Annotated in this window: 24 protein-coding genes and 1 tRNA gene; 22 read left to right on the top strand and 3 right to left on the bottom strand. The window is 35.0% G+C overall.

Annotation, left to right across the window (positions count from 1 at the left end; all coding sequences use genetic code 11):
- Positions 1-97: 97 nt before the first annotated feature.
- From ACYSNW_RS00620 to hisE, 13 genes are all read left to right on the top strand, one after another.
- Positions 98-1258, top strand: a complete 1161-nt coding sequence (locus tag ACYSNW_RS00620) for a galactokinase (protein ID WP_461742340.1) — start codon at positions 98-100, stop codon at positions 1256-1258.
- Positions 1259-1304: 46 nt separating this feature from the next.
- Entirely contained in the window at positions 1305-2294 is a 990-nt protein-coding gene (gene galE, locus ACYSNW_RS00615; RefSeq protein WP_461742339.1) for a UDP-glucose 4-epimerase GalE, read from the top strand.
- A gap of 11 nt (positions 2295-2305) precedes the next feature.
- Positions 2306-3787, top strand: a complete 1482-nt coding sequence (gene galT / locus ACYSNW_RS00610; protein ID WP_461742338.1) for a UDP-glucose--hexose-1-phosphate uridylyltransferase — start codon at positions 2306-2308, stop codon at positions 3785-3787.
- Between the two features lie 21 nt (positions 3788-3808).
- Positions 3809-4804: a LacI family DNA-binding transcriptional regulator gene (locus ACYSNW_RS00605; RefSeq protein WP_461742337.1), complete on the top strand. Its 996-nt coding sequence runs from the start codon at positions 3809-3811 to the stop codon at positions 4802-4804.
- A 556-nt stretch (positions 4805-5360) separates the two neighbouring features.
- A complete protein-coding gene (gene hisZ, locus ACYSNW_RS00600; RefSeq protein ID WP_461742335.1) occupies positions 5361-6551 on the top strand; it encodes an ATP phosphoribosyltransferase regulatory subunit in 1191 nt (396 codons plus the stop codon).
- On the top strand, positions 6548-7189 hold the full coding sequence (hisG, locus tag ACYSNW_RS00595) for an ATP phosphoribosyltransferase (RefSeq protein WP_461742333.1): 642 nt from the start codon (positions 6548-6550) through the stop codon (positions 7187-7189). The genes hisZ and hisG overlap by 4 nt, the downstream gene beginning before the upstream one ends.
- Positions 7186-8478 carry a histidinol dehydrogenase gene (gene hisD, locus ACYSNW_RS00590; RefSeq protein WP_461742331.1) on the top strand — a complete coding sequence of 431 codons (1293 nt, stop codon included), beginning with the start codon at positions 7186-7188 and terminating at the stop codon, positions 8476-8478. Before hisG ends, hisD begins: the two co-directional genes overlap by 4 nt.
- On the top strand, positions 8475-9059 hold the full coding sequence (hisB, locus tag ACYSNW_RS00585) for an imidazoleglycerol-phosphate dehydratase HisB (RefSeq protein ID WP_461742330.1): 585 nt from the start codon (positions 8475-8477) through the stop codon (positions 9057-9059). The genes hisD and hisB overlap by 4 nt, the downstream gene beginning before the upstream one ends.
- A complete protein-coding gene (hisH, locus tag ACYSNW_RS00580; protein ID WP_461742328.1) occupies positions 9060-9686 on the top strand; it encodes an imidazole glycerol phosphate synthase subunit HisH in 627 nt (208 codons plus the stop codon).
- The gene (gene hisA, locus ACYSNW_RS00575; protein WP_461742326.1) at positions 9664-10389 is read left to right on the top strand and encodes a 1-(5-phosphoribosyl)-5-[(5-phosphoribosylamino)methylideneamino]imidazole-4-carboxamide isomerase; all 726 of its coding nucleotides are present in this window, start codon (positions 9664-9666) and stop codon (positions 10387-10389) included. The genes hisH and hisA overlap by 23 nt, the downstream gene beginning before the upstream one ends.
- Positions 10379-11134 carry an imidazole glycerol phosphate synthase subunit HisF gene (hisF, locus tag ACYSNW_RS00570; RefSeq protein ID WP_461742324.1) on the top strand — a complete coding sequence of 252 codons (756 nt, stop codon included), beginning with the start codon at positions 10379-10381 and terminating at the stop codon, positions 11132-11134. Before hisA ends, hisF begins: the two co-directional genes overlap by 11 nt.
- A complete protein-coding gene (hisI, locus tag ACYSNW_RS00565; RefSeq protein WP_461742323.1) occupies positions 11131-11439 on the top strand; it encodes a phosphoribosyl-AMP cyclohydrolase in 309 nt (102 codons plus the stop codon). The genes hisF and hisI overlap by 4 nt, the downstream gene beginning before the upstream one ends.
- Positions 11440-11460: 21 nt before the next feature.
- Positions 11461-11775 carry a phosphoribosyl-ATP diphosphatase gene (gene hisE / locus ACYSNW_RS00560; RefSeq protein ID WP_461742321.1) on the top strand — a complete coding sequence of 105 codons (315 nt, stop codon included), beginning with the start codon at positions 11461-11463 and terminating at the stop codon, positions 11773-11775.
- A gap of 69 nt (positions 11776-11844) precedes the next feature.
- On the opposite strand, the gene ACYSNW_RS00555 is transcribed toward hisE, so the two are convergent.
- Positions 11845-12231, bottom strand: a complete 387-nt coding sequence (locus ACYSNW_RS00555; protein ID WP_461742319.1) for a DUF4828 domain-containing protein — start codon at positions 12229-12231, stop codon at positions 11845-11847.
- A 182-nt stretch (positions 12232-12413) separates the two neighbouring features.
- Between ACYSNW_RS00555 and sfsA the strand changes: the two genes are divergently transcribed.
- From sfsA to ACYSNW_RS00520, 7 genes are all read left to right on the top strand, one after another.
- On the top strand, positions 12414-13151 hold the full coding sequence (gene sfsA / locus ACYSNW_RS00550) for a DNA/RNA nuclease SfsA (RefSeq protein ID WP_461742983.1): 738 nt from the start codon (positions 12414-12416) through the stop codon (positions 13149-13151).
- A gap of 8 nt (positions 13152-13159) precedes the next feature.
- Positions 13160-14158: a Gfo/Idh/MocA family protein gene (locus ACYSNW_RS00545; protein WP_461742318.1), complete on the top strand. Its 999-nt coding sequence runs from the start codon at positions 13160-13162 to the stop codon at positions 14156-14158.
- A gap of 36 nt (positions 14159-14194) precedes the next feature.
- Complete coding sequence (locus tag ACYSNW_RS00540; protein WP_461742316.1) at positions 14195-15454, top strand: DEAD/DEAH box helicase; 1260 nt, start codon at positions 14195-14197, stop codon at positions 15452-15454.
- 32 nt (positions 15455-15486) lie between these two features.
- Positions 15487-18207, top strand: coding sequence for a sigma 54-interacting transcriptional regulator (locus ACYSNW_RS00535; protein WP_461742314.1), 2721 nt, complete (start codon positions 15487-15489; stop codon positions 18205-18207).
- A 279-nt stretch (positions 18208-18486) separates the two neighbouring features.
- A complete protein-coding gene (locus ACYSNW_RS00530; RefSeq protein ID WP_461742312.1) occupies positions 18487-18807 on the top strand; it encodes a PTS sugar transporter subunit IIB in 321 nt (106 codons plus the stop codon).
- Between the two features lie 36 nt (positions 18808-18843).
- A complete protein-coding gene (locus tag ACYSNW_RS00525) occupies positions 18844-19164 on the top strand; it encodes a PTS lactose/cellobiose transporter subunit IIA (protein WP_461742311.1) in 321 nt (106 codons plus the stop codon).
- Between the two features lie 261 nt (positions 19165-19425).
- Positions 19426-20622 (top strand): GNAT family N-acetyltransferase, encoded by a 1197-nt coding sequence (locus ACYSNW_RS00520; protein WP_461742309.1) that lies wholly within the window; start codon positions 19426-19428, stop codon positions 20620-20622.
- Between the two features lie 47 nt (positions 20623-20669).
- Here ACYSNW_RS00520 and ACYSNW_RS00515 read toward each other — a convergent pair whose 3' ends face one another.
- Positions 20670-20813: a hypothetical protein gene (locus ACYSNW_RS00515; protein WP_461742307.1), complete on the bottom strand. Its 144-nt coding sequence runs from the start codon at positions 20811-20813 to the stop codon at positions 20670-20672.
- 497 nt (positions 20814-21310) lie between these two features.
- Between ACYSNW_RS00515 and ACYSNW_RS00510 the strand changes: the two genes are divergently transcribed.
- Both ACYSNW_RS00510 and ACYSNW_RS00505 read left to right on the top strand, forming a co-directional pair.
- The gene (locus ACYSNW_RS00510) at positions 21311-21769 is read left to right on the top strand and encodes a hypothetical protein (RefSeq protein WP_461742306.1); all 459 of its coding nucleotides are present in this window, start codon (positions 21311-21313) and stop codon (positions 21767-21769) included.
- Positions 21770-21894: 125 nt separating this feature from the next.
- Positions 21895-21966, top strand: a tRNA-Arg gene (locus ACYSNW_RS00505).
- 114 nt (positions 21967-22080) lie between these two features.
- On the opposite strand, the gene ACYSNW_RS00500 is transcribed toward ACYSNW_RS00505, so the two are convergent.
- On the bottom strand, positions 22081-22623 hold the full coding sequence (locus ACYSNW_RS00500) for a CDP-alcohol phosphatidyltransferase family protein (protein WP_461742305.1): 543 nt from the start codon (positions 22621-22623) through the stop codon (positions 22081-22083).
- Positions 22624-22666 lie beyond the last annotated feature (43 nt).

The following is a 22666-nucleotide window of genomic DNA, read 5'->3' as shown; positions in this document are numbered from 1 at the left end:
AGAAAAAATGACGATTCTCGTCAATAAAACTCTTGAAAATATTTAGTAAATGTTTTATCATATATTTACTAAATAAAAAAGAAGAGGTGTCTATAGGATGAAAGAAAAGTTATCGGAACGATTTGAAAGCGTTTTTCAAGAGGAAACAGCTGACTTTTACTTTGCTCCAGGAAGAATCAATTTGATTGGAGAACACACAGACTACAATGGCGGACATGTTTTTCCCGCTGCAATTACAATTGGGACTTACGGAGCAGCTCGTAAAAGAACAGATCGAACATTCCGTTTATATTCAGAAAATTTTGCTGATTTAGGAATTATTGAATTTACATTAGATGACTTAAGCTATGACCAAAAGCATGACTGGACCAATTATCCTAAAGGAATTATTCATTATTTGATTGAAGATGGCTATCAAATTGAACAAGGCCTAGACATCTATTTTAATGGTAATATTCCCAATGGTGCAGGACTTTCTTCATCTGCCTCAATCGAATTATTGACAGGTGTAATTGTAGCAGATTTGTTTGATTTAGAGATTAGTACGTTAGATTTAGTTATTACTGGTAAACGAGTAGAAAATCATTTTATAGGTGTTAATTCAGGCATTATGGATCAATTTGCGATTGGAATGGGTAAAAAAGCGCAGGCTCTACTTTTAGATACAAATACCTTGGATTATGAACTAGTTCCCGCTAAATTTGGCGAATATTGTATTGTTATTATGAACACAAATAAGAGAAGAGAATTAGCAGATTCGAAATATAATGAACGTTTTGCACAATGTAAAGAGGCGCTAAGCTTATTACAAAAGGCAATCGATACTCCTTCATTAGGTGCTTTAGACGAAGCAACATTTGAACAGTATAAACAAGCGATTGGTGATGAAGTTCTAATCAAACGTGCGAAACATGCTGTGACTGAAAATCAACGTACTTTGAAGGCTAAAGAAGTTTTACAAAATGGAGATCTTACTGCGTTTGGAAAATTACTAAATGCCTCTCATGAATCATTAAAAGTGGATTATGAAGTAACAGGGATTGAATTGGATACATTAGTAGCGGCTGCTCAAAATTTCCCAGATGTGTTAGGAGCAAGAATGACTGGGGCTGGTTTTGGCGGTTGTGCGATTGCGTTAGTCAAAGAAAAAGATGTAGCGACTTTTAGTGACGTCGTTGGTAAAAAATATGCTGAAAAAATTGGCTATTCTGCTGATTTTTATCAAGCAAGTATTGATGATGGTGCAAGAAAGCTTTAAACTTGAAAAGCTAAATAAAATTTGAGTTAAAAATTGGAGGAAAATCATGTCTATTTTAATTTTAGGTGGAGCAGGTTATATTGGCTCGCATGCAGTAGATCAGTTAGTTAATCGTGGAAAACAAGTCATTGTTATAGATAATTTACAAACAGGACACAGAAAAGCGATTCATCCAGAAGCGACTTTTTATGAAGGGGATATTCGCGATAAAGCCTTTATGCAAGCAGTCTTTGCTAAAGAAGAAATTGAAGGAGTCATTCATTTTGCCGCTAACTCACTAGTTGGAGAATCTGTTGAAAAACCATTGCTTTATTTTAATAATAACGTTTATGGGACTCAGATTGTTTTAGAAGTGATGGAAGAGTTTGATGTGAAACATATCGTCTTTTCATCAACCGCTGCAACTTATGGCGAACCTAAAGAAATGCCAATCAAAGAAACGATGCCAACCAATCCTAAGAATCCTTATGGTGAAAGTAAACTGATGATGGAAAAAATGATGAAATGGTGTGATAATGCCTATGACATGCGTTATGTAGCGCTTCGTTATTTTAACGTTGCTGGTGCAAAAGGCGATGCTTCGATTGGAGAAGATCATACACCTGAAAGTCATTTAGTACCGATTATTTTACAAGTAGCTTTAGGTCAAAGAACCTCTTTAGGAATTTTTGGTGATGATTATGAGACACCAGATGGTACTTGTATTCGAGATTACGTTTATATTGAAGATTTGATTAATGCCCATGTTTTAGCTTTAGAATATTTACAAAACGGCGGTAAAAGTGATGTCTTCAATCTTGGTAGTAATCAAGGCTATTCTGTTAATGAAATGTTAGTAGCAGCTAGAGAAGTCACTGGGAAAGAAATTCCAGCCGAAATCTTACCACGTCGTGCTGGAGACCCAGCAGCGCTGATTGCATCAAGTGAAAAAGCGCAAGCTATTTTAGGTTGGCAACCACAAGTAACATCAATTAAGGCAATTATTGAAACAGCATGGCAATGGCATCAAAATCATCCCAATGGTTACGAAGGCTAGGAGGAAAAAAGATGTCAATTAGTCAAACAATTTGTGATTTTACCACTTTAGCAATTCAAGCTGGCGGCTGGATGGAAATGGATCGAATTTACGTTCAAAATCGTGTTTTAGCTCTGATTGGAGAAGATAGTTTAGAAGCGGTCCAGGTGAGACAACCAACTAGCACGTCGTTAGAATTATTGGATCAATTGATTGTCAAAGCTCGTGAAAATAAGCTAATCGATGAATCATTAGCCAGTAAAGAAATTTTAGAAGCTCAGATTATGGATTTCTTAACACCGCCTCCATCGGTGGTTAATGCTTTTTTCGCTCAGCATTATGCTAATGATCCAAAAGAAGCGACAGATTACTTTTATAAATTGAGCAAGGAAAATGATTACATTAAAACGCGAGCAATCGCTAAAAATATTATTTTTCCAGTTGAAACAGAATATGGAGAACTACAAATCACTATTAATCTTTCAAAACCTGAAAAAGATCCTAAACAAATTATTGCGGATAGTAAGTTAAAAAAAATTGATTATCCGAAATGTCAACTTTGTATGGAAAACGAAGGGTATAAAGGACGTGAAAATTTCCCAGCGAGAACGAATCATCGCTTGATTCGAATGAACCTCGATCAAGAAAGCTGGGCGTTTCAATATTCGCCTTATGCTTATTATAATGAGCATGCGATTATTTTATCTGAAGAACATCGTCCGATGGTTATTTCTCGCGGAACGTTTAAGCGCTTGATGAAGATTATTGAAGTATTACCTCACTATTTTGTTGGTTCTAATGCGGATTTACCGATTGTTGGGGGATCTATTTTATCTCACGATCACTATCAAGCTGGACGTTTTACTTTCCCGATGGAAATAGCAGAAATGGAATACTTTTTCGAATTAGCTGATTTTCCACTAATTAATGCAGGAATCGTCAAATGGCCAATGTCAGTGATTCGTTTACAAAGTCCGAATGCAGAAGACTTAGTAGAAGTTGGAACGATGATTTTAGAAAAATGGCGTAATTATTCAGATGAATCCGTTTCAGTACGTGCTTTTTCAGAAACAGAAGTTCCACATCACACAGTTACTCCAATTGCTAGAAGACGCGGAAATCTTTATGAATTAGATTTAGTATTACGTGATAATCAAACTTCTGAGGAGCATCCAGATGGGATTTTTCATCCGCATAAAGAGGTGCAACATATTAAAAAAGAAAATATTGGCTTGATTGAAGTGATGGGCTTAGCTGTTTTACCACCTCGTTTAGCAACCGAATTAAAAGAAGTCGAACGTTATGTTTTAGAAAAAGAAAATGATATCGCTGAATACCATCAAGAATGGGCTGACCGATTGAGAGAAAACTATTCATTTTCAAACGAGAATGTGACGGATATCATCCAAAAAGAAGTTGGGTTGATTTTTGCGCAAGTTTTAACTGATGCGGGTGTATTTAAGCGTGATGAACAGGGACAAAAAGCATTTAAACGATTTATTGAAACCTTATGATAAAAAGAGAGAGGTGAACGAATGGCAACCATCAAAGATATTGCAACCTTAGCAAATGTTTCACCTGCGACAGTCTCTCGAGTCTTAAATTATGATACTGAATTATCCGTGGGGCATGATACCAAAAAGAAAATTTTTGAAGCGGCGGAAGAGTTAAACTATACAAAATACAAAAAAAATCAAAAAATAGTTAAAGCAAGAATTATACTCGTTCAGTGGTATGATGAATCGGAAGAACTTGATGATTTGTATTATTTATCGATTCGTTTAGGCATTGAAAAAAAAGCAGAAGAATTAGGTTGCGAATTAGTTAAACAAACGCTTGATAACTTAGTACCAATGGATGTAGATGGAATAATTGCAGTAGGTAAATTTGATCAGCAACAAATCCAACAACTAACTAAGATTAATCCTAATGTATTATTTGTTGATTTTGATGCGTTAGAATACGGCCATAACTCGCTCGTAATTGATTTTGAACAAAGCATTAAACTGATTACTCGTTTTTTAATTCAGGCAGGTTATACGCAAATTGGTATGCTTTCAGGCAAAGAATGTATCCGAGGTAGTCGAGTTCCAATAGAAGATCGTCGGTTAAAATTGTTTAAAGAAGCATTAATGGAACATAATTTATTTGAAGAACGATTTTTTTTATCGGGAAATTTTACGGTAGATGGCGGCTATCAAGCAATGAGACAGTATTTAAAGGGAACAAAAGAATATCCAGCAGTTTTTTTTGCTTCAAACGATGCTTTAGCAATCGGCGCCTTAAAAGCGATTCAAGAAATGAAGTTCAACGTACCGGAAGATATTGCCATCATTGGTTTTAATGATAGTAGCGTGGCTAAGTATGTTAGTCCGCCTTTATCGACTGTAAAAGTTTATACCGAGTGGATGGGTGAATTAGCAGTTGATACGATGATGTCACTAATACATGAAAAAACACCTGTTGCTAGAAAAATAACGGTAGGAACTGAATTGGTTCTTAGAGATTCGACTAAAAATGAATTAAATTGAGTTTGGTCAGAAAGAAAATTTTTTTCAACACTCCCTATCTTCCATATAGATTTATTACTTGTTGATCTTAGAAAAACAATTGACTATTGGTGTTTTTCATGATAAAGTTTTAAGAAATAAATGAGAATAAAATGAAAGAACGAAGATCAGAATAGTAGATGAATTTATTTATTTAAGAGAGTTTTCGGTTGGTGCAAGAAAACAATAAAGGTTCATTGAACACGCCTGAAAGTTTTTTTTCTGAAACATAGGATCATTTTTCTTCAGTTTCTACCTTGGAAATTGATTTAAGTGATTAATCAAATTAACTTGATTTTGATAAGTAGGAAAATTCGGAGAGCCCGTTATTGCTCATAGTCTTTTTGACTAACAGAGATTTTTACTGTGAAGTAAAAATGAATCTGAGGTGGGATCACGTGAAATAAATATTCTCGTCCTCTTGGCTTATTTGCCAAGGGGGCGTTTTTTATTGTTTTAAAAGTTGTATCGCAAAAATTGAGCGTTTAAGTGAGTATGAATGAGAAATAAAAAATGAAAAAAGATAGGAAGTGTTGGGATGAGATGGAACCGTAGTTTACCCTCAGGAACGAAAGATAAACTATTTCGTGAGGCAAATGGCGCTTATCAATTAGAAAAGCAAGTAAATGATACTTTAAAAAGAAGAGGCTATCAGCGGATTGATACACCTGTGATTGAATTTGAAGATGTATTTTATAGCGAAGGTAAAAATAAAAAGGATTTCTATCGCTTTTTTGATAAAAATGGTCGATTGCTTGTTCTTAGACCAGATATGACAATGCCGATTGGACGTGTATTAGCAACGACAGGGATAACACCTCCATTAAAACTTTCGTATAGTGGTAAAATTTTTCGAGCGAATGATGAAATGCTTGGAGAACAAAATGAACTGACTCAAGCTGGCATTGAATTGATTGGCTATCCGTCTATCAAAGCAGAAGTAGAATGTATTAGTTGTGCAGTGGAAATATTAGAAGATTTGATGATTCCTAATTTTCATTTTGAATTAGGCCATGCTCAATTGTTCCGTTTGATTGTTCAGACGCTTGATTTGAATGCAGAAGAGAAAAAAGAATTAGAACTGCATGTTAATAATAAAAGTTTAACAGAGTTAAAAGAATTTACCAAAAAACATCCAAGTGAATTAGATGCTTTTATTGCAGCGATTCCAATGTTGTTTGGAGAAGCAAAAGAAGTGTTGCATTTAGCGAAATCGTTGGTGCCCAATGATTCACCAATCAATGAATTGCTTGAAGAGTTGGCGATCCTTGCGAGTGCTATTACGACTGTCCATAAAGAAATGTCGTTGACGGTTGATTTAGGCTTAGTAGCTATTATGGATTATTATACGGGTGTCTTGTTTAATGGTTATGCTGATCTAGTTCCAGACGTCTTTTTAAGAGGGGGACGTTATGATCATTTGGTTGAACAATTTGACCATCCAGTGATTCCAGCAGTTGGTTTAGGGATTAATTTAGATACGTTAGTTAATTTACAGTATCAATTAAACAAATTAGCAAAATTGGATCAACCAACGACTCTGGTTCATGGTAATTTAAGTCAATTTTCAACAATGGAAAAACTAGTCAAAGAGAATAAAAACTATCAATTATCTTTATTCGATACATTAGAAGAAGCGATTGCTTATGGTGAAAAATGGAACTATCAAGAAGTAATCGAAGTAACAGCAGAAAATCAACGCATAATCAAGGTAGGTGAATCACTGTGACAAAATTAACGATAGCATTAACAAAAGGTCGTTTAGAAAAATCAACAATTACTTTATTTGAACAAGCAGGCATCGACTTGTCATTTATGAAAGATAAACAACGAAAACTAATTTTTACGAGTCCAGATGGAACATTGACATTCTTATTAGTGAAAGCGGCTGATGTAACGACGTATGTGCGTCACGGGGTTGCTGATTTGGGTATCGTTGGAAAAGATGTGCTTTATGAACATCCTTTTGGGTATTATGAAATGCTGGATTTAGGAATCGGTAAATGTAAGTTTTCTGTTGCTTCTACGAAAGATTATCAACCAGATGATTATAAACGAAAACGAATTGCGACGAAATATCCTACAGTAGCATCCGATCATTTTCGTAAAAAAGGCGAAGATATTGAATTGATTAAAATTGAAGGTTCCGTTGAAATTGCACCTGTTTTAGGTTTAGCAGATGCAATCGTCGATATTGTAGAAACGGGCACAACGTTGAAAGAAAATGGATTAGAGATTTATGAAGATATCTGTCCGATTTCTGCTCGAGTAATTGTGAATAAAGCGCTGTTGAAGAGAAAAAGACAAGCGATTTTTCAATTATTCAAGCAATTAGAATCTGTGATTGAAGGAGGAACCAACGAATGAAATGGATCACTGGAAGTACAGCAGAAATTTTAGCGTTACTGCAAGAGGAACAGCGTGGGGCGCAACAAAGCAATCAAAACATTGAAAATCAAGTGCAAGAAATTCTGGAAGAAGTCAGTCTAACGGGAGATAAAGCACTGAGACAATTTTCCCAGATGTTTGATGGGGTTAAGTTGGAATCGCTGGAAGTTTCTCAAGCAGTAATCGAAGCAGGTTATCAACGTGTGGAAAAAGAAGTTATCGCTGCGTTGGAACTAGCAAAAGAAAATATTATTAGCTATCATAAAAAGCAAAAACAATATGATTTTATGGATACGGAAAAAACAGGAGTCATCCGAGGCCAATTAGTTTTACCATTAAATCGTGTCGGAGTCTACGTTCCTGGTGGAACAGCAGCCTATCCATCTTCGGTTTTGATGAATGTGTTGCCAGCTAAAATCGCTGGCGTAAATGAAATCATCATGGTCACTCCACCATCAAGCAAGGGAATTCCAGATGTGATACTAGCGGCAGCTAAAATTGCGGAAGTTGATAAAATTTATCAAGTGGGTGGTGCCCAAGCAGTAGCAGCACTCGCTTTGGGAACTGAAACGATTCCCCAAGTTGATAAAATTGTTGGACCGGGAAATATTTATGTTGCGACAGCTAAAAAACAAGTTTTTGGTTTAGTCGGAATCGATATGATTGCAGGGCCTTCTGAAATTGGTGTCTTAGCAGATGACTCAGCAAATCCAACTTATATTGCAGCAGATCTATTATCACAAGCCGAACATGATACATTAGCTCGAGCGATTTTAGTAACAAATTCAACGGAATTAGGGAAGAAGGTAGAACAAGAAATTGAGCGTCAGTTAAAAACATTACCTCGCAAGCAAATTGCTGAAAAAGCCATTGAAGATTATGGTCAAATCATTGTGACTGAGACCGTTCAAGAAATGTTTGAAATTATGAATGGGATTGCACCAGAACATTTAGAAGTTCAACTTGATGATCCAATGAGTTATTTACATAAAATCAAAAATGCAGGTTCTATTTTCTTGGGTGCTTATGCATCAGAACCGGTTGGGGATTATTTATCAGGCACAAACCATGTTTTACCGACTAGTGGCACAGCGAAGTTTTATTCGCCATTGGGTGTCTACGATTTTGTTAAATACAGTCAAGTGACCTATTATACCAAAGAGGCTTTAGCACAAACCAAAGATTCTATTGCGCTTTTAGCACGTAAAGAAGGTTTAGAAGCACATGCTCGCGCTGTAGAATGTCGTTTTGAGGAGGAAGAAAAATGAGACAAGCTTCATTAAAAAGAGAAACAGCGGAAACAAAAATTTCTTTAAGTTTAAATCTGGATCAACAAGAGCCTGTAATCATTCAAACCGGTGTCGGCTTTTTTGATCATATGTTAACGTTGTTTGCTAGACATAGCCGGATGTCTTTGGAAGTAGTTGTTGATGGGGATATTGAAGTAGATAGTCATCATACGGTGGAAGATGTCGGCATCGTATTAGGACAATGTATTAGAGAAGCTTTAGGCGATAAAGTGGGCATCAATCGTTATGGAACTAGTTTTGTACCAATGGATGAATCATTAGGAATGGCTTCATTAGATTTAAGTGGACGTTCGTATTTAGTTTTCGATGCAACATTTGATAATCCTAAATTAGGGGCGTTTGATACTGAATTAACAGAAGAATTTTTCCAAGCATTAGCTTTTAACACGCAAATGAATTTACATCTGAAAATTTTACACGGGAAAAATACCCATCATAAAATTGAAGCTTTATTTAAAGCAACTGGTCGTGCACTAAGAGAAGCGATTACGAAAAACCCTGATATTCAAGGGGTTAATTCTACGAAGGGGATTTTGTAGATGATCATTATTATAGATTATGACACAGGAAATACCCGCAACGTTCAAAAAGCCTTAGATTTTGTTGGTTTAGAAAATAAAATTTCAGCTGATCCTAAAGAAATTTTGGCTGCAGATGGGTTGATTTTACCAGGAGTGGGCGCTTTTTCCTTGGCTATGGAAGAATTGAATCAGCGTGATCTTGTACCCATTATTAAAACGGCAGCAGCAAATGGAATTCCGATTTTAGGTGTTTGCTTGGGTATGCAATTACTTTTAGAAGGTAGTATGGAAAATGGTTTTACTGAAGGATTGGGCTTAATCGAAGGAATTTGTGAGAAATTACCAGATGATCCAGGCTATCCAGTTCCTCATATGGGGTGGAATGAGCTGGTGGTCACCAATGAAACGGCATTGACTAAGCATATTGATCATCAATTTGTTTATTTTGTTCATTCTTACTATGCTGATTGTGAGCCAACGATGATTGATGCTTTTGCTCAGTATTCACTAAAAGTTCCAGCTATGATTTCTAAAGAAAATGTTTATGGTACGCAGTTTCATCCTGAAAAAAGTAGCGAAGTTGGCTTAACGATTTTAAAAGGATTCAAGGAGGTTGTTGAAAATGCACGTCTTACCAGCAATTGATATTAAAGAAGGCAAAGCTGTTCGTCTCGTGCAAGGAGATTTTTCACAAAAAACAGTGGTTAATGAAGATCCTGTTGCTCAAGCGAAAGAATTTAAAGAAGCTGGGATTGAAATGATGCATGTAGTGGATTTAGATGGTGCCTTAGATGGGAAAACAACAAATGCCACGTTAATTGAACAAATGAAAAAAACGACAGGAATCAAGCTTGAAGTGGGCGGTGGGATACGCACTTTGGAGCAGGTTGAACGTTATGTTTCTTTAGGGATTGATCGAGTGATTATTGGCTCTGCAGCGTTAACTAATCCAGAACTTGTTAAAAAAGCGGTCGAACGTTATGGCGATAAAATTGCCGTTGGGATCGATGCTAAAAATGGCAAAGTTGCTATTAGTGGTTGGTTGGATGTCAGCGAAACTGATTTTATTCAAATGGCAAAAGAAATGGCAGCCATTGGGGTAAAAACGATTATCTATACGGATATTGCCAAAGATGGAACGTTAACAGGTCCAACATTTGAAGACTATGAAAAATTATCAGTGGCAGTTCCGGATGTGCAAATCATTGCTTCTGGTGGAGTTAGCTGTAAAGAGGATTTAATCAAATTAGCTAAAGGTGAGATTTATGGAGCCATTGTGGGGAAAGCTTTCTATAATGGTGCGATTACTTTAGCAGATATGTTGGAGGTGGAGCAAATTGTTAACTAAACGAATTATTCCCTGTTTAGATGTAACCAATGGACGAGTGGTCAAAGGGGTTAATTTTATTGATTTACAGGATGTTGGCGATCCAGTAGAAGTTGCACGAGCCTATAACGAACAAGGGGCCGATGAATTAGTCTTTTTAGATATTACTGCGACAAGTGATGAGCGAAATACGATGGTTGATGTTGTGGAACGTACAGCAGCTGAAGTATTTATTCCTTTAACTGTGGGTGGAGGAATTCGTTCTGTTGAAGATATGAAAAAAATGCTTTTAGCTGGAGCAGATAAAATTTCGCTTAATTCAGCAGCGATTCAACAACCAGAATTGATTCAACAAGGAGCAGAGAAATTTGGTTCTCAATGTATCGTTGTTGCGATTGATGCAAAGAAAATAGGTGATTCGTGGCACGTATTTGTGAAGGGTGGCCGTGAAGATACGGGTCTAGATGCAGTCGAATGGGCGGAAAAAGCGGTCTCTTTGGGTGCTGGTGAGATATTACTGACAAGTATGGATGCCGACGGAACGAAAAAAGGTTATGATTTAGCGTTGAATCAAGCGATTTGTGAAGCTGTTTCAGTTCCGGTGATTGCTTCAGGAGGTTGCGGAAATGCGGCTGATATTGTCGAAGTGTTTGAAAAGACTGAAGTTTCAGCAGCTTTAGCAGCCAGTATTTTCCATTATGGAGAAGTAAAAATTCCAGATTTAAAACAAACTTTAAAGGAACAAAACGTGGAGGTGCGGATATGAAACCAGATTTTACAAACGGCTTGATTCCAGCAATCATTGTTGAAGAGCAAACAAATGACGTTTTGATGCTGGCATATATGAACGAAGAAAGTTATCAAAAAACATTGGATACTGGAAAAACTTGGTTTTATTCGCGATCTCGGCAAAAATTATGGAACAAAGGCGAGACGAGCGGTCACATTCAAAAAGTAAAAAAGATAGCGACAGACTGTGATCAAGATACTTTATTAATCACTGTAGAGCAAACGGGCCCTGCTTGTCATACCGGGGCTCATAGCTGCTTTTTTAATGAAATTAAAGGATAAAAGATGAACGGAGGTAAAAAAATGATCGATCAATTATCCCAAGAAATTATGGAACGAAAACAAAATCCTAAAGAAGGATCGTATACAAATTACTTATTTACTCAAGGTTTAGATAAAATTTTGAAAAAAGTTGGCGAAGAAGCAACCGAAGTCATCATCGCAGCTAAAAATGAGGACGACGAAGAATTGATTTATGAAACGGCTGATTTAGTGTATCATATGCTTGTTTTACTTGCTGAAAAAAATATTCCTTTATCTGCGATTGAGGCAGAATTAAGAAAAAGAGAAGGTAAATTAAGTAAAACAGAAGAGCGTAAAGAGATTAAGGAATTATAAAAATAAAGCAGGGATTCACCAAACCGTTTTACTCGTTTGGGAACCTCTGCTTGTTTATTTAAAAAGTAATTAAGTTTCTAATGGGTTTATTGCTTCTAATGGATAGGTCGCATCATCGGCTTCATCATAAAGTGCGATTGGTTTTGCTTGTTCCGATTGGATGATTAAATGATAGCCAAACTCATCTTGAACGACCAAACGATCTTTCGTCAACTCAATCAGAGCGTAACGAAGCTTTTTGCCATCAATTAAAATAGAAAGATTTTCTTCTATTTTTAATGTATGCTGAGTGGCTTTTTGTCGGTTTACAAACCACCAATTTCCTTTGTAAGATTGATAGAGATTTTGTTCAGAACGTTCGGTTGGATGTTTTTTTGCCTTGTTTTTTAAAAAGACCGAGCCAACTACGCCTGTAATTAATGAAGCACCTAATAAAAATGACCAATTTTTTTTCATTTATTCAATCTCCTCCCACCTAGTAATAATAGCACGGAATAGGGTTATAAACCACGTGAAACGATTTTAGTAACTAAATTGTAAAGAAGCGTAAAAAATAACTTAAACTTTTAAAACCCAGAGAATAAATATGATTTTTTAGCTGAATTATGGTATTGTTTTGAGGAAAGGGTGTTTGTATGATTACTTATCCGAATATTCATCTGGCAAGATTTATTCAGCGACCCAATCGATTTATTGCCGAGTGTCGTCTAGAGGATAGCGAAGAACCAATTATCGCTCATGTGAAAAATACTGGTCGGTGCAAAGAGTTATTGCTTCCAAATGCGGAAGTGGCGCTATCTTACCAACCCTCTTCAAAAAGAAAAACGGACTATGATTTGATTGCGGTAAAAAAGGGGAATCAATGGATCAATATCGATAGTCAAGTACCAAATGCTTTAGCAGCTCAAGCTTTATTAGATGGAACAATCTGTTTACCTGAACTAAGTGGTGAAATTGTTTCTGTCAAAAGAGAAAAAAGATACGCGAATTCTCAATTTGATTTATTGATTCAAACAGACAACGAACGTTTGGCTTTTGTGGAAGTTAAGGGAATGACTTTGGAAAATAATCAGATTGGTGCTTTTCCAGATGCTCCTACATTAAGAGGCCTGAAGCATGTCAATGAGCTGATTGCTGCTCAATCAGACGGCTATCAGTGTTACGTTTTGTTTGTGATTCAATTTGAACAAGTAAAGAAAGCCACGATTCATCAAGAGATGCAGCCTGAATTAGCACAAGCGATTCAACGTGCACAGGCACACGGCGTACAAGTGATTGCGTATAATTGTCAAGTAACACCCGCGACAATTAGCATAGATAAACCAGTTCCATTTGATGTGAGTTATGATTTTGAAAGCCCAAACAAAGAAAGGTGAGGATTTAAATGATTCACTTAGGCGTTATTGGTACAAACTGGATCAGTCATCAATTCGTAATGGCTGCTATCGAAACAAAAAGATATGATTTGGCGGCTGTTTATTCTCGGAAATTAGAAACGGCCCAAAAATTTGGTGAAAAATATGGAGATGTAGAATATGCAACCGATTTAGCAACCTTTTTTGGTATTGCTCATATGGATACGATCTATATCGCTTCTCCCAATTCGCTTCATTTTGAACAAGCGAAACAAGCTATTTTAGCTGGAAAAAATGTCATCGTTGAAAAACCAGCTTTCTCAACACCTGCAGAAATGGATGAAATCATTACATTAGCGAATCAAAAGAAAGTCTTCTTTTTTGAGGCAGCTCGAAATATTCATGAAACAAGTTTCAAAAAAATTGCCGAGTGGTTACCATTGGAAAACCAAATCACTGGTGCAAACTTTAGTTATATGAAATATTCTTCTCGTTATGATCAAGTGTTAGAAGGCAATGAACCAAATATCTTTTCGACTCATTTTTCAGGTGGCGCGATCATGGATTTAGGTGTTTACTTAGTCTATGCAGCAGTCGGTTGGTTTGGTTTGCCAAAAGAAAGTCATTATTTTGCTCGGAAAATTGCTACAGGTGTCGATGGTATCGGGACAGCGATTTTAAGATATGATTCATTTGATGTTACTTTACAAACAGGTAAAATCGGCGATGCCTTTTTAGATTCTGAGATTTATTTTGATCATGGAACCTTATTATTGGACAGTGTGAATGCAATCTCAAGAGCAGCGTTTTATAACCGTAAAACAAAAGAAAATGAAGCGATTGAGGTTAAAGTAGAAGAAAATCCAATGATTGAAGAAGCGCGTGATTTTGCGGATATTTTAGAACATCCAGAAGATAAAAACTATATTACTCTTTATGAAGAGTGGGTTGAATTAGCTAGAAATGTTAATACAACGCTTTATGCATTAAGAAAAAGCGCGAATATCACCTTTGACGCAGATAAATAAACTAGTGTAGTCAAAGGTAAGATAGAAAGGATTTTTATGAGTATATTAAATCAATTACCAGAGGCTTGGCTGAACCAATGGCAAGCCTCTGGTTTTAAAGAGCCATCAATCATTCAAGAAAAGAGCTTTGCTCCGTTACATGAACAAAAAAACGTATTAGGAATTTCACCTACAGGTTCAGGTAAAACGCTCGCTTATGTTTTGCCGTTGCTTTTGAATGTCGAGAAAGACCAAGGAAATCAGTTATTGATTTTAGCGCCCTCGCAAGAATTAGCGATGCAAATCGCAGAAGTAGTAAGAGAATGGGCAGCGTTGTTACAATTAAAAACGCAAGCATTAATAGGGGGAGCCAATGTCAATCGTCAGGTCGAAAAACTAAAGAAGAAGCCTGAAATTTTAGTTGGTACTCCAGGGAGAGTCTTAGAGTTAATCAAAGCGAAAAAAATCAAAAGTCATTTACTGCGGACAATTGTGATGGATGAAGTCGATCAACTATTTTTTGATGCTGAAATGAATCGTACGCAACAAATCATTGCCAGTGCGCCGAATGAATTCCAATTAGTCTTTTATTCAGCAACTGCAGATCGAGTAGTTGAAGAAGCGAATAAACTGGTCGATGAATTAGTTGTTTTGGATGTGACGCAAGAGGATACGTCATCAGGACAAGTGCAACATTATTTCATGACTTTATCTCCAAGAAAAAAAAGTGATTTTCTAAGAAGCTTTGCCTATACGCCAGATTTTTCAGCCATTGTTTTTTTTAATCAAGTGATGGATTTAGGAAATATTGAAGAAAAATTACTTTATGAAAGAGTTCCAGTTGTTGGTTTAGCTTCGGATCAAAATAAACAACTGCGTAAATTGGCTATTCATGAATTTGCTAAAAAGAATGCAAAATTACTTTTGACGACGGAAGTAGCAGCTAGAGGACTTGATTTTGAAGCAGTTCCCTACGTAATTAATACAGAAGTCCCTTTATCAGAAGAAAGCTATATTCATCGTGCGGGACGGGTAGGTAGAATGGGCGCTAGCGGCTCAGTCATTACTTTTGTTAATGATGCAACGAAAAGAGATTATCAACGTTTAATGAAAAAAATTGATCTTCCAACGAAAGAGATTTTTATTTATGATGGTGATTTTCATCTGACTCGAAAAGAAGGCATTGGAAGTAGAAAAGAACAAGGGGCTAAAAAAGGGAACAATCCTAGAGCCACTAAAGATAGTAAACCAAAGAAAAAAGGATCGAAATCGAAAAAAAGCAAAAACAAAGGGGCTCGCAAGAAAGAGTCACATTAGATTGATGTTTTTTGTGTTTGAAGGAGGTAGTTATGAAGTCTAGAAAAGATGAGATTCTGTCGATTTTAGAATCTCAAAAAACAGGGATGACCGCAAGCGATATTGCGGAAAAATTGACTATCGATCGAAGCAACGCAAGTCGATATCTAAGTGAACTGTATAAAGAGAAAAAAATCGACAAAAGTGATAGTAGACCTGTCGTTTATTCTGTTTCTCAAGAAGAAGCGATTCATGTGGATCATTCAACAGAAGTTACTTTTGACAATTTAGTTGGCTCTTCTGATTCATTAAAAGTCAGTATCCAACAAGCAAAAGCAGCTATTTTATATCCGCCTAAAGGGTTACACACCATCATTTTTGGTGAAACTGGGACGGGAAAATCTTTGTTTGCTGAGTGTATGTATCATTTTGCTGTTGATTCAAAAATTTTAGCTAAAAATGCCCCTTTTATCTCTTTTAACTGTGCTGATTATGCTCAAAATCCTCAATTATTATTTGGTCATATTTTTGGTGTCAAAAAAGGTGCGTATACTGGCGCAGTCGAAGACAATCCTGGATTAATTTCAAAAGCGGATGAAGGCATTCTTTTTCTTGATGAGATTCACCGATTACCTCCTGAAGGTCAAGAAATGTTATTTACTTTTATCGATAAAGGTAGTTATCGACCATTAGGAGAAAGTGAAAAAACATATCAAGCTTCAGTTCAAATAATTGGTGCGACAACCGAGTCGTCAGAGCGCTTTTTAACGACCTTCAATCGACGAATTCCAATGGCGATTACTCTCCCGTCTTTGGAAGCACGTTCGCTAGATGAGCGATATGAAATCATTTCATTGTTTATCAAACAAGAAGCGAATCGATTGAATCAACGAATAGATGTCAAAAGAGAAGCTGTTTTAGCGTTTATGCTTTATGAAGCCGAGGGGAACATCGGACAAGTTAAACGGGATCTAAAATTGGTTTGTGCCAAAGCCTTCCTTCATTATCGAACACATAATGAATCAAGTTTAGTCATTCGAAAACGAGATCTCCCATTACAAGTTCAAAAAGGGCTACTCAAAATCAAGGAAATACCTGAACGTTTAGATCGTTTTGTAGATAGTAAAAGTAATTATCTGCGTTTTGAACCTGGAACCAATGAGGTAGTTTGGTCTCAAGATCCAACAAGAGACATGCAAGTTTATAATGAAATCGAAGAAAAAGTGGCTAATTTGTCATTAAAAGAACTAGAAAATGCTGATTTAGAACAATTAATTTCGACAGATATGGATGCTTATTTCCAAACCTATGTCGAAGAACTAGCACAAAATTCGGTACATAAAGATTTATTACCTGAAAAAATTTGGCATTTGACGAATCGTTTATACGATTTAGCGGAAAAACAATTGGACCGCATTTATAATGAAAAAGTTCGTTTTGCGTTTGCGTTGCATTTACAAAGTACGATTGAACGGATCAAAGAAGGGCACATGATTGTTCATCCTAATTTAAATGATGTTCGCAAAAAAATGAAAAAAGAATTTCAAGTAGCGATGGATCTCTCAGCCATTATTGAAGAAGAAAATAATATTGAAATTCCTTTTGATGAAATTGGCTTTATCAGTATGTTTTTATCAGTAAATGTGGGAAATAAAGAAAAAATCCACGTGAATAATGTTGGCGTTATTGTTTTAATGCATGGAGATTCGACAGCCTCTAGTATGTTGAAAACAGCCCAAGATTTACTAGGAATCGATACCGGTGTTGCTATGAATATGTCTTTAAAAATGGAAGTTCAGACGATGTATGATCAGTTAAAAAAATATGTTCACGATAATCGCGAAAATCTATCCAATGGTTTGTTGCTGTTAACAGATATGGGCTCGTTAAATTCATTTGGCAATTTGATTTATGAAGAAACAGGGATTCGGACGAAAGCAATTACAATGACCAGCACAATGATTGTTTTAGAAGCGATTCGAATGTCTAGTATTGGCCGAAGTTTAGAAGATATTTATCAAAATGTTCAGATGTCTTTTGAAGGGATTATTAGAGATCAATTCAGGATTAGCTCCCGCGACCGGCAAGAAATTAAAAAAGCAGTCGTGGTCACTTGTTTTACTGGAGAAGGCGTTGCAGCTCGTCTATATCAACGAATTCTACCCATCATCGATGAAAATAAAGTAGAAATCATTCAAATGCAATTTTTGGAAAGAGAAGCTTTTAAGAAGCGAATTGATAGCTTGATGGAAGAATATGAAATCAAAGCCATTGCAGGAACTGTTGATGTAGAATATCAGAATATTCCTTTTTTCTCTGCCTATGATATTTTTGATGATGAAAAACTAAATATGCTAAAACGAATCGCTGGAGATGAAGTTTCTACTGAAAAAATCGTAAAATCCTTAAATGGAACAATTACAACGGTAGATTCGTTACAAAAACTAATTGTGACATTACAAAAAATTGTTCATCAGATCCAAGCGGATATGCATATCATCGTTGAACCAGGAATTGATGCCGGAATTGTTATTCATTTAGCTTTTCTAATTGATGCAATTTTAAAGAGCGAACGCACGAGAGAATTTTCCAATTTATCTGATTTTATCAAGAAAAATCGCTTAGAAGCAGATGTCGTTCGAACCAATATCATGATACTTGAAAAGAATTATCGTATCGCAATCCCAGAGTCTGAAGTTGCACACTTAACGCAAATGTTTTTAGAAAATAAAATTAAAACAACACTGGAATATTCATATGAAAAAGATAAGTAACGAGTAAAATAAAAAAACAGTCCGCTAGCAGTTGACGAAAACTAAGCAACAAGAAAATCTTTAAATGATTGCTGAAATTCGTATGACTTCTTGGGCTGTTTTTTATTATGGATTGGAAATATACATACTAAAAATAGTGTGTAATTAAAATGAATAGTGTGTATGTTGTTTTTCTTAGTGTAAATCATTGATAAATCAACAAAAGGAGCAATTATTTTTTGGCACGGAAATTGCTTTATATAAAAGAGTAAAAATTAAAAACTCAGGGAGTGGAAAAAAATGGCTAAAAAAACAATTATGTTAGTATGTTCAGCAGGAATGAGTACAAGTCTATTAGTAACTAAAATGCAAAAAGCAGCAGAAGATCGTGGAATGGAAGCGGATATCTTTGCCGTATCTGCATCTGATGCAGATAATAACTTAGAAGCTAAAGACGTGAACGTATTACTTTTAGGCCCACAAGTTCGTTTCATGAAAGCACAATTCGAACAAAAATTAGCACCAAAAGGAATTCCATTTGATGTAATCAACATGGCTGATTACGGAATGATGAACGGTGAAAAAGTATTAGATCAAGCTCTTTCTTTAATGGATAAATAAAAAAAGAAAAAATATTAGATAAATGAGGTTAGACAATTGGAAGAACAACAAAATTTAGAAGCAATCATGGGATTAATCATGTTTGGAGGAAATGCTAAAAGTGATGCAATGGAAGCTATTGCAGCTGCGAAAAAAGGTGATTTTGAATTAGCTGATCAAAAAATCAAAGATGCTGAAGAATCACTTGTTCAAGCGCACCATTCTCAAACAGGTTTATTAACGCAAGAAGCACAAGGAAATCATATGGATGTAACTTTATTAACAGTACACAGCCAAGACCACTTGATGACATCAATTGCGTTTACAGATTTAGCAAAAGAAATCATCGACATTTATCGTCGCATGGATAACGAATAAAACTAAAATTATTTATAAAAAGAGCAGGATAATAGCTTCCAATTTTAAAAAATAGAGTTTCATAAAAACTTTATGCTTTTAAAAGAACGAAACTGTTATTCTGTTTTTTTTTAGTAGTGTTTGGTAGGATAAAATCAGCAATTACACTATGCTTTGATCTCAACCTCACTAGAGTTTTCCGCCATAATAATAAATATATTAAGGTTTTAAGCATTAATGCATAAAGGACGACAAAATCACAATTAGAAAGAAGTTGATTGTTTGGGAAATGAAATTAAAGAAATGTCAGTTAATCATCAAGATGAGATGTTTGACTTAGCAGCTTATGCATTTAATGCAGAAGTGACTGAAGAAAAGAGGACTAGATTTAATTTTTTATTGAACCATTCGCTGAATTATGGTTATTTTAGTGAGGGAAATTTGACCAATCAAATGATCTCAACTAATTTTAAAGTCAATTTTCATGGTGTAGAGTATGAATTAAGTGGAATTGGAGCAGTTTCTTCCTATCCAGAATATCGTGGAGAAGGAGGGATTACTATTTTAATGAAAGCTCTCTTAAAAAAGCTTGCCGATCAAAAAACCGCGCTTGCTTATTTAGCGCCTTTTTCCTATCCGTTCTATCGAAAATATGGATTTGAGCAATTATTTGAACAAATCAATTATCGAATTAAAGCAGAAAATTGGCCAGATGTCAAAAAAGTTGAAGGTTCGATTCGCCGCGTGAATTGGGAAGAAGCACGTCCGATTATTGAAGCTTTATATTCTAAAATAGAATCAAATCAACGAGGAGGCTTGATTCGAGAAGAATGGTGGTTAGATTATGTTTATGGAATGCAGGAAAAATATAAATTTGCGGTATATTTAAACGCAAACAGAAAGCCAGAAGGATATCTGGTTTATACTTCTGCGTGGGAGTGTTTTGAAATTAATGATTTCGGTTATCTGACTAAGAATGCTTTTCAAGCTCTTGTTAGATTTATTGGTTCACATAATGGCTCTTCTAAAGAATTTTCGTATAACAAAGGATTTGATGGAGAGAATTTGAGTTTTCTAATGCCTGCTCCTTTGATCGATATGCAAGTTAAGCCATTTATGATGGGAAGAATCGTTGAAATACAAACATTTTTAAATAATTATCCATTCAAAGTCGGGATGGAAGAACAGTATTATTTGGAAATAGAAGATAGTTATGGCGATTGGAATGACGGTTTATGGTCATTGAAAATCAATCAAAAAGGTGAAGGGAAAATAGAACGAGCAAACGAGCAATCAAATGACCTTGATGATGAGAGACTTATTCGTGGCTCTATTCAAAAATTCACTCAGTTATTTATGGGGTATCGAACAGGAAGTGAACTTCACTTTTTTGAAGAAGTATCAGGGGAAAAGGGAACCATTCTAGCATTATCTAATCGTTTACCAGAAGGAAAACCTATATTAGAAGATTATTTCTAAAAAAATAAGCGAAGTAATCGATTTTTTCGATCTTCGCCTATTTTATATTAGTCAGTTTTTTCATCTGCTTTAGTTTCTTCTGTTGACCGTTCCTCATGTTCTTTTAAAGCTTTTTTGAAAATCGTTTCTTTTTTCTGTTTGTAATTATCTTGACGTTCAGCAAATACTTTTTCTTTTGATTTCTCAGCCATGGAAGCTCCCCCTTTTCAATTTTACTTAATTTAATGGTAACATCCTTGCACCTATTTTTCGACTATTTTGCTTCAAGTTTAATTGTTTGTATTATAAGCAATAAATAAATACAATGAAAGTATAGAAAGCGATAAAAATAAGAAAGAAGGAAATTAAGATGAAAAAAACAAACAAGAAAAAAGTAGCTAGAAATAATCATATCGGTAAAACTTTAGCAGTAATCGTTGGTAGTGTTTATTTACTAAAAACGTTAAAAGGTAGAAAAAATAAGAAGTAAACTAAATTTTTGATAGTAAAAAATAATTGCATAAATATGGTTAAGGTGCCTATTCACAAAATTGACAAACAATATTTGTGAATAGCGCCTTTTTTGACTAATAAATCAAATTTTATATCTTTTATTTTATTCTTTTTTTAAAATAAAATCATATAATATAAATTTTAATTGTCTATATGAATGTTTTTTTGATACAATTATTTTGTTGGTTGTATAGAAATGATTGGAGAAAAAAAGAAGAAAATAGTTAAATGTACAAAAATTTTAGGTTATGTTGTTATTTTAGGTGGCTTTGCATTTATGGCATATACGTTTGCTCAAGATATGAGCCAGTGGACAAATATGAAGTATTTATTTGTTATTATGTTTATAGGAATGTTTTTACTTTTTGGTAGTTTGATAGGCGAGCAATTTTTCAATAGTTCTTCTAAGCCTAAGATTAGGAAACAAGGAATTGAAACAGTAGGTATGATTGTTTTGACTAAGGATACTGGGCCACAAATCAATCATCAACCCGAACTTGAATTTACAATTTCTTATAAAGCAAATGGAATGGTGCTTACATCAGTGACTAGAGAAGTGATTTCTTATTCGGACCTTCCATCTATTGTACCTGGTACAGAAGTATCTGTGATGTATTTACCACAGGCACCAGAAAAAATTGCGCTAAAAAAGTAATTGATAAATAATAAACTTCTTATATTTTTATATTGACACAATTACAAAAGACTTTTAGAATAGAATGCGTATTGTTTGATTTTGAATAATGAATTGTATTTTTAAGTTCTAATAAAAAATCACATGCCCCTGTAGTTAAATGGATATAACAGACCCCTCCTAAGGGTCAATTATCAGTTCAATTCTGGTCAGGGGTGTTATAAAAATTACGTCGGAATCCTCTGTTTATCAAGTATTTCGATTTTTTTGTCTTATATAAACTCCCAAGATTTGCTACATTTATAGAGAAAAAAAGAAATTTTGATTGACTCTTATTTATTACACTTAAAAATACTTTTAATATCTAGCTTCAATTCCTTTGAGGTAATCAGTAAAGCCAATTCTTCCAATGATGAAAATAGAGTTATTCCAGATAAGAGTAGAACTAGATATGGCTGTACATTATTAGAAACAAGATAGAAGGGGACGAATAGAAAAACAGCAAAACCTGCAAGTTTGTTTGCTAGTGTATGTAGTAATGGTATGGATTTAAATTTTATCCAGCCGTAGATTATTGATATTGATTTTATAAAGAAGAGCAGACAAATAACAATTATCATTAGAGAAGTAAAGGGTTGAGTTAATAGAAATTTTACTAATACTACCACAACAAATATGAAATCACCTATGCTATCAAGTGTTGAGCCTAATTTACTAGTATGGTTGAATCGTCTTGCAATCCACCCATCCAACATATCAGTTAGACCACAAATAAAATAAATAATAAACCACAGAGGTTCTGATTCTGAAATCATTAATAAAGTTATTGAAAGAAAGATTCTAAGAACAGATAGAAAATTAGGTATATGTTTCATCAATAAGCCCCTCCCTAATGATTTTTCAGTAAAATTTATCATT

The organism is Enterococcus sp. LJL99 (assembly GCF_054871725.1).
This window is presented reverse-complemented; position numbering and strand designations above follow the sequence as displayed.

Bases quoted from the DNA above. Each gene is read 5' to 3' on its own strand.
- ACYSNW_RS00620 (WP_461742340.1), top strand. From the start codon at position 98: ATGAAAGAAAAGTTATCGGAACGATTTGAAAGCGTTTTTCAAGAGGAA.
- galE (WP_461742339.1), top strand. From the start codon at position 1,305: ATGTCTATTTTAATTTTAGGTGGAGCAGGTTATATTGGCTCGCATGCA.
- galT (WP_461742338.1), top strand. From the start codon at position 2,306: ATGTCAATTAGTCAAACAATTTGTGATTTTACCACTTTAGCAATTCAA.
- ACYSNW_RS00605 (WP_461742337.1), top strand. From the start codon at position 3,809: ATGGCAACCATCAAAGATATTGCAACCTTAGCAAATGTTTCACCTGCG.
- hisZ (WP_461742335.1), top strand. From the start codon at position 5,361: ATGAGATGGAACCGTAGTTTACCCTCAGGAACGAAAGATAAACTATTT.
- hisD (WP_461742331.1), top strand. From the start codon at position 7,186: ATGAAATGGATCACTGGAAGTACAGCAGAAATTTTAGCGTTACTGCAA.
- hisB (WP_461742330.1), top strand. From the start codon at position 8,475: ATGAGACAAGCTTCATTAAAAAGAGAAACAGCGGAAACAAAAATTTCT.
- hisH (WP_461742328.1), top strand. From the start codon at position 9,060: ATGATCATTATTATAGATTATGACACAGGAAATACCCGCAACGTTCAA.
- hisA (WP_461742326.1), top strand. From the start codon at position 9,664: ATGCACGTCTTACCAGCAATTGATATTAAAGAAGGCAAAGCTGTTCGT.
- hisI (WP_461742323.1), top strand. From the start codon at position 11,131: ATGAAACCAGATTTTACAAACGGCTTGATTCCAGCAATCATTGTTGAA.
- hisE (WP_461742321.1), top strand. From the start codon at position 11,461: ATGATCGATCAATTATCCCAAGAAATTATGGAACGAAAACAAAATCCT.
- ACYSNW_RS00555 (WP_461742319.1), bottom strand. From the start codon at position 12,231: ATGAAAAAAAATTGGTCATTTTTATTAGGTGCTTCATTAATTACAGGC.
- ACYSNW_RS00545 (WP_461742318.1), top strand. From the start codon at position 13,160: ATGATTCACTTAGGCGTTATTGGTACAAACTGGATCAGTCATCAATTC.
- ACYSNW_RS00540 (WP_461742316.1), top strand. From the start codon at position 14,195: ATGAGTATATTAAATCAATTACCAGAGGCTTGGCTGAACCAATGGCAA.
- ACYSNW_RS00535 (WP_461742314.1), top strand. From the start codon at position 15,487: ATGAAGTCTAGAAAAGATGAGATTCTGTCGATTTTAGAATCTCAAAAA.
- ACYSNW_RS00530 (WP_461742312.1), top strand. From the start codon at position 18,487: ATGGCTAAAAAAACAATTATGTTAGTATGTTCAGCAGGAATGAGTACA.
- ACYSNW_RS00515 (WP_461742307.1), bottom strand. From the start codon at position 20,813: ATGGCTGAGAAATCAAAAGAAAAAGTATTTGCTGAACGTCAAGATAAT.
- ACYSNW_RS00510 (WP_461742306.1), top strand. From the start codon at position 21,311: ATGATTGGAGAAAAAAAGAAGAAAATAGTTAAATGTACAAAAATTTTA.
- ACYSNW_RS00500 (WP_461742305.1), bottom strand. From the start codon at position 22,623: ATGAAACATATACCTAATTTTCTATCTGTTCTTAGAATCTTTCTTTCA.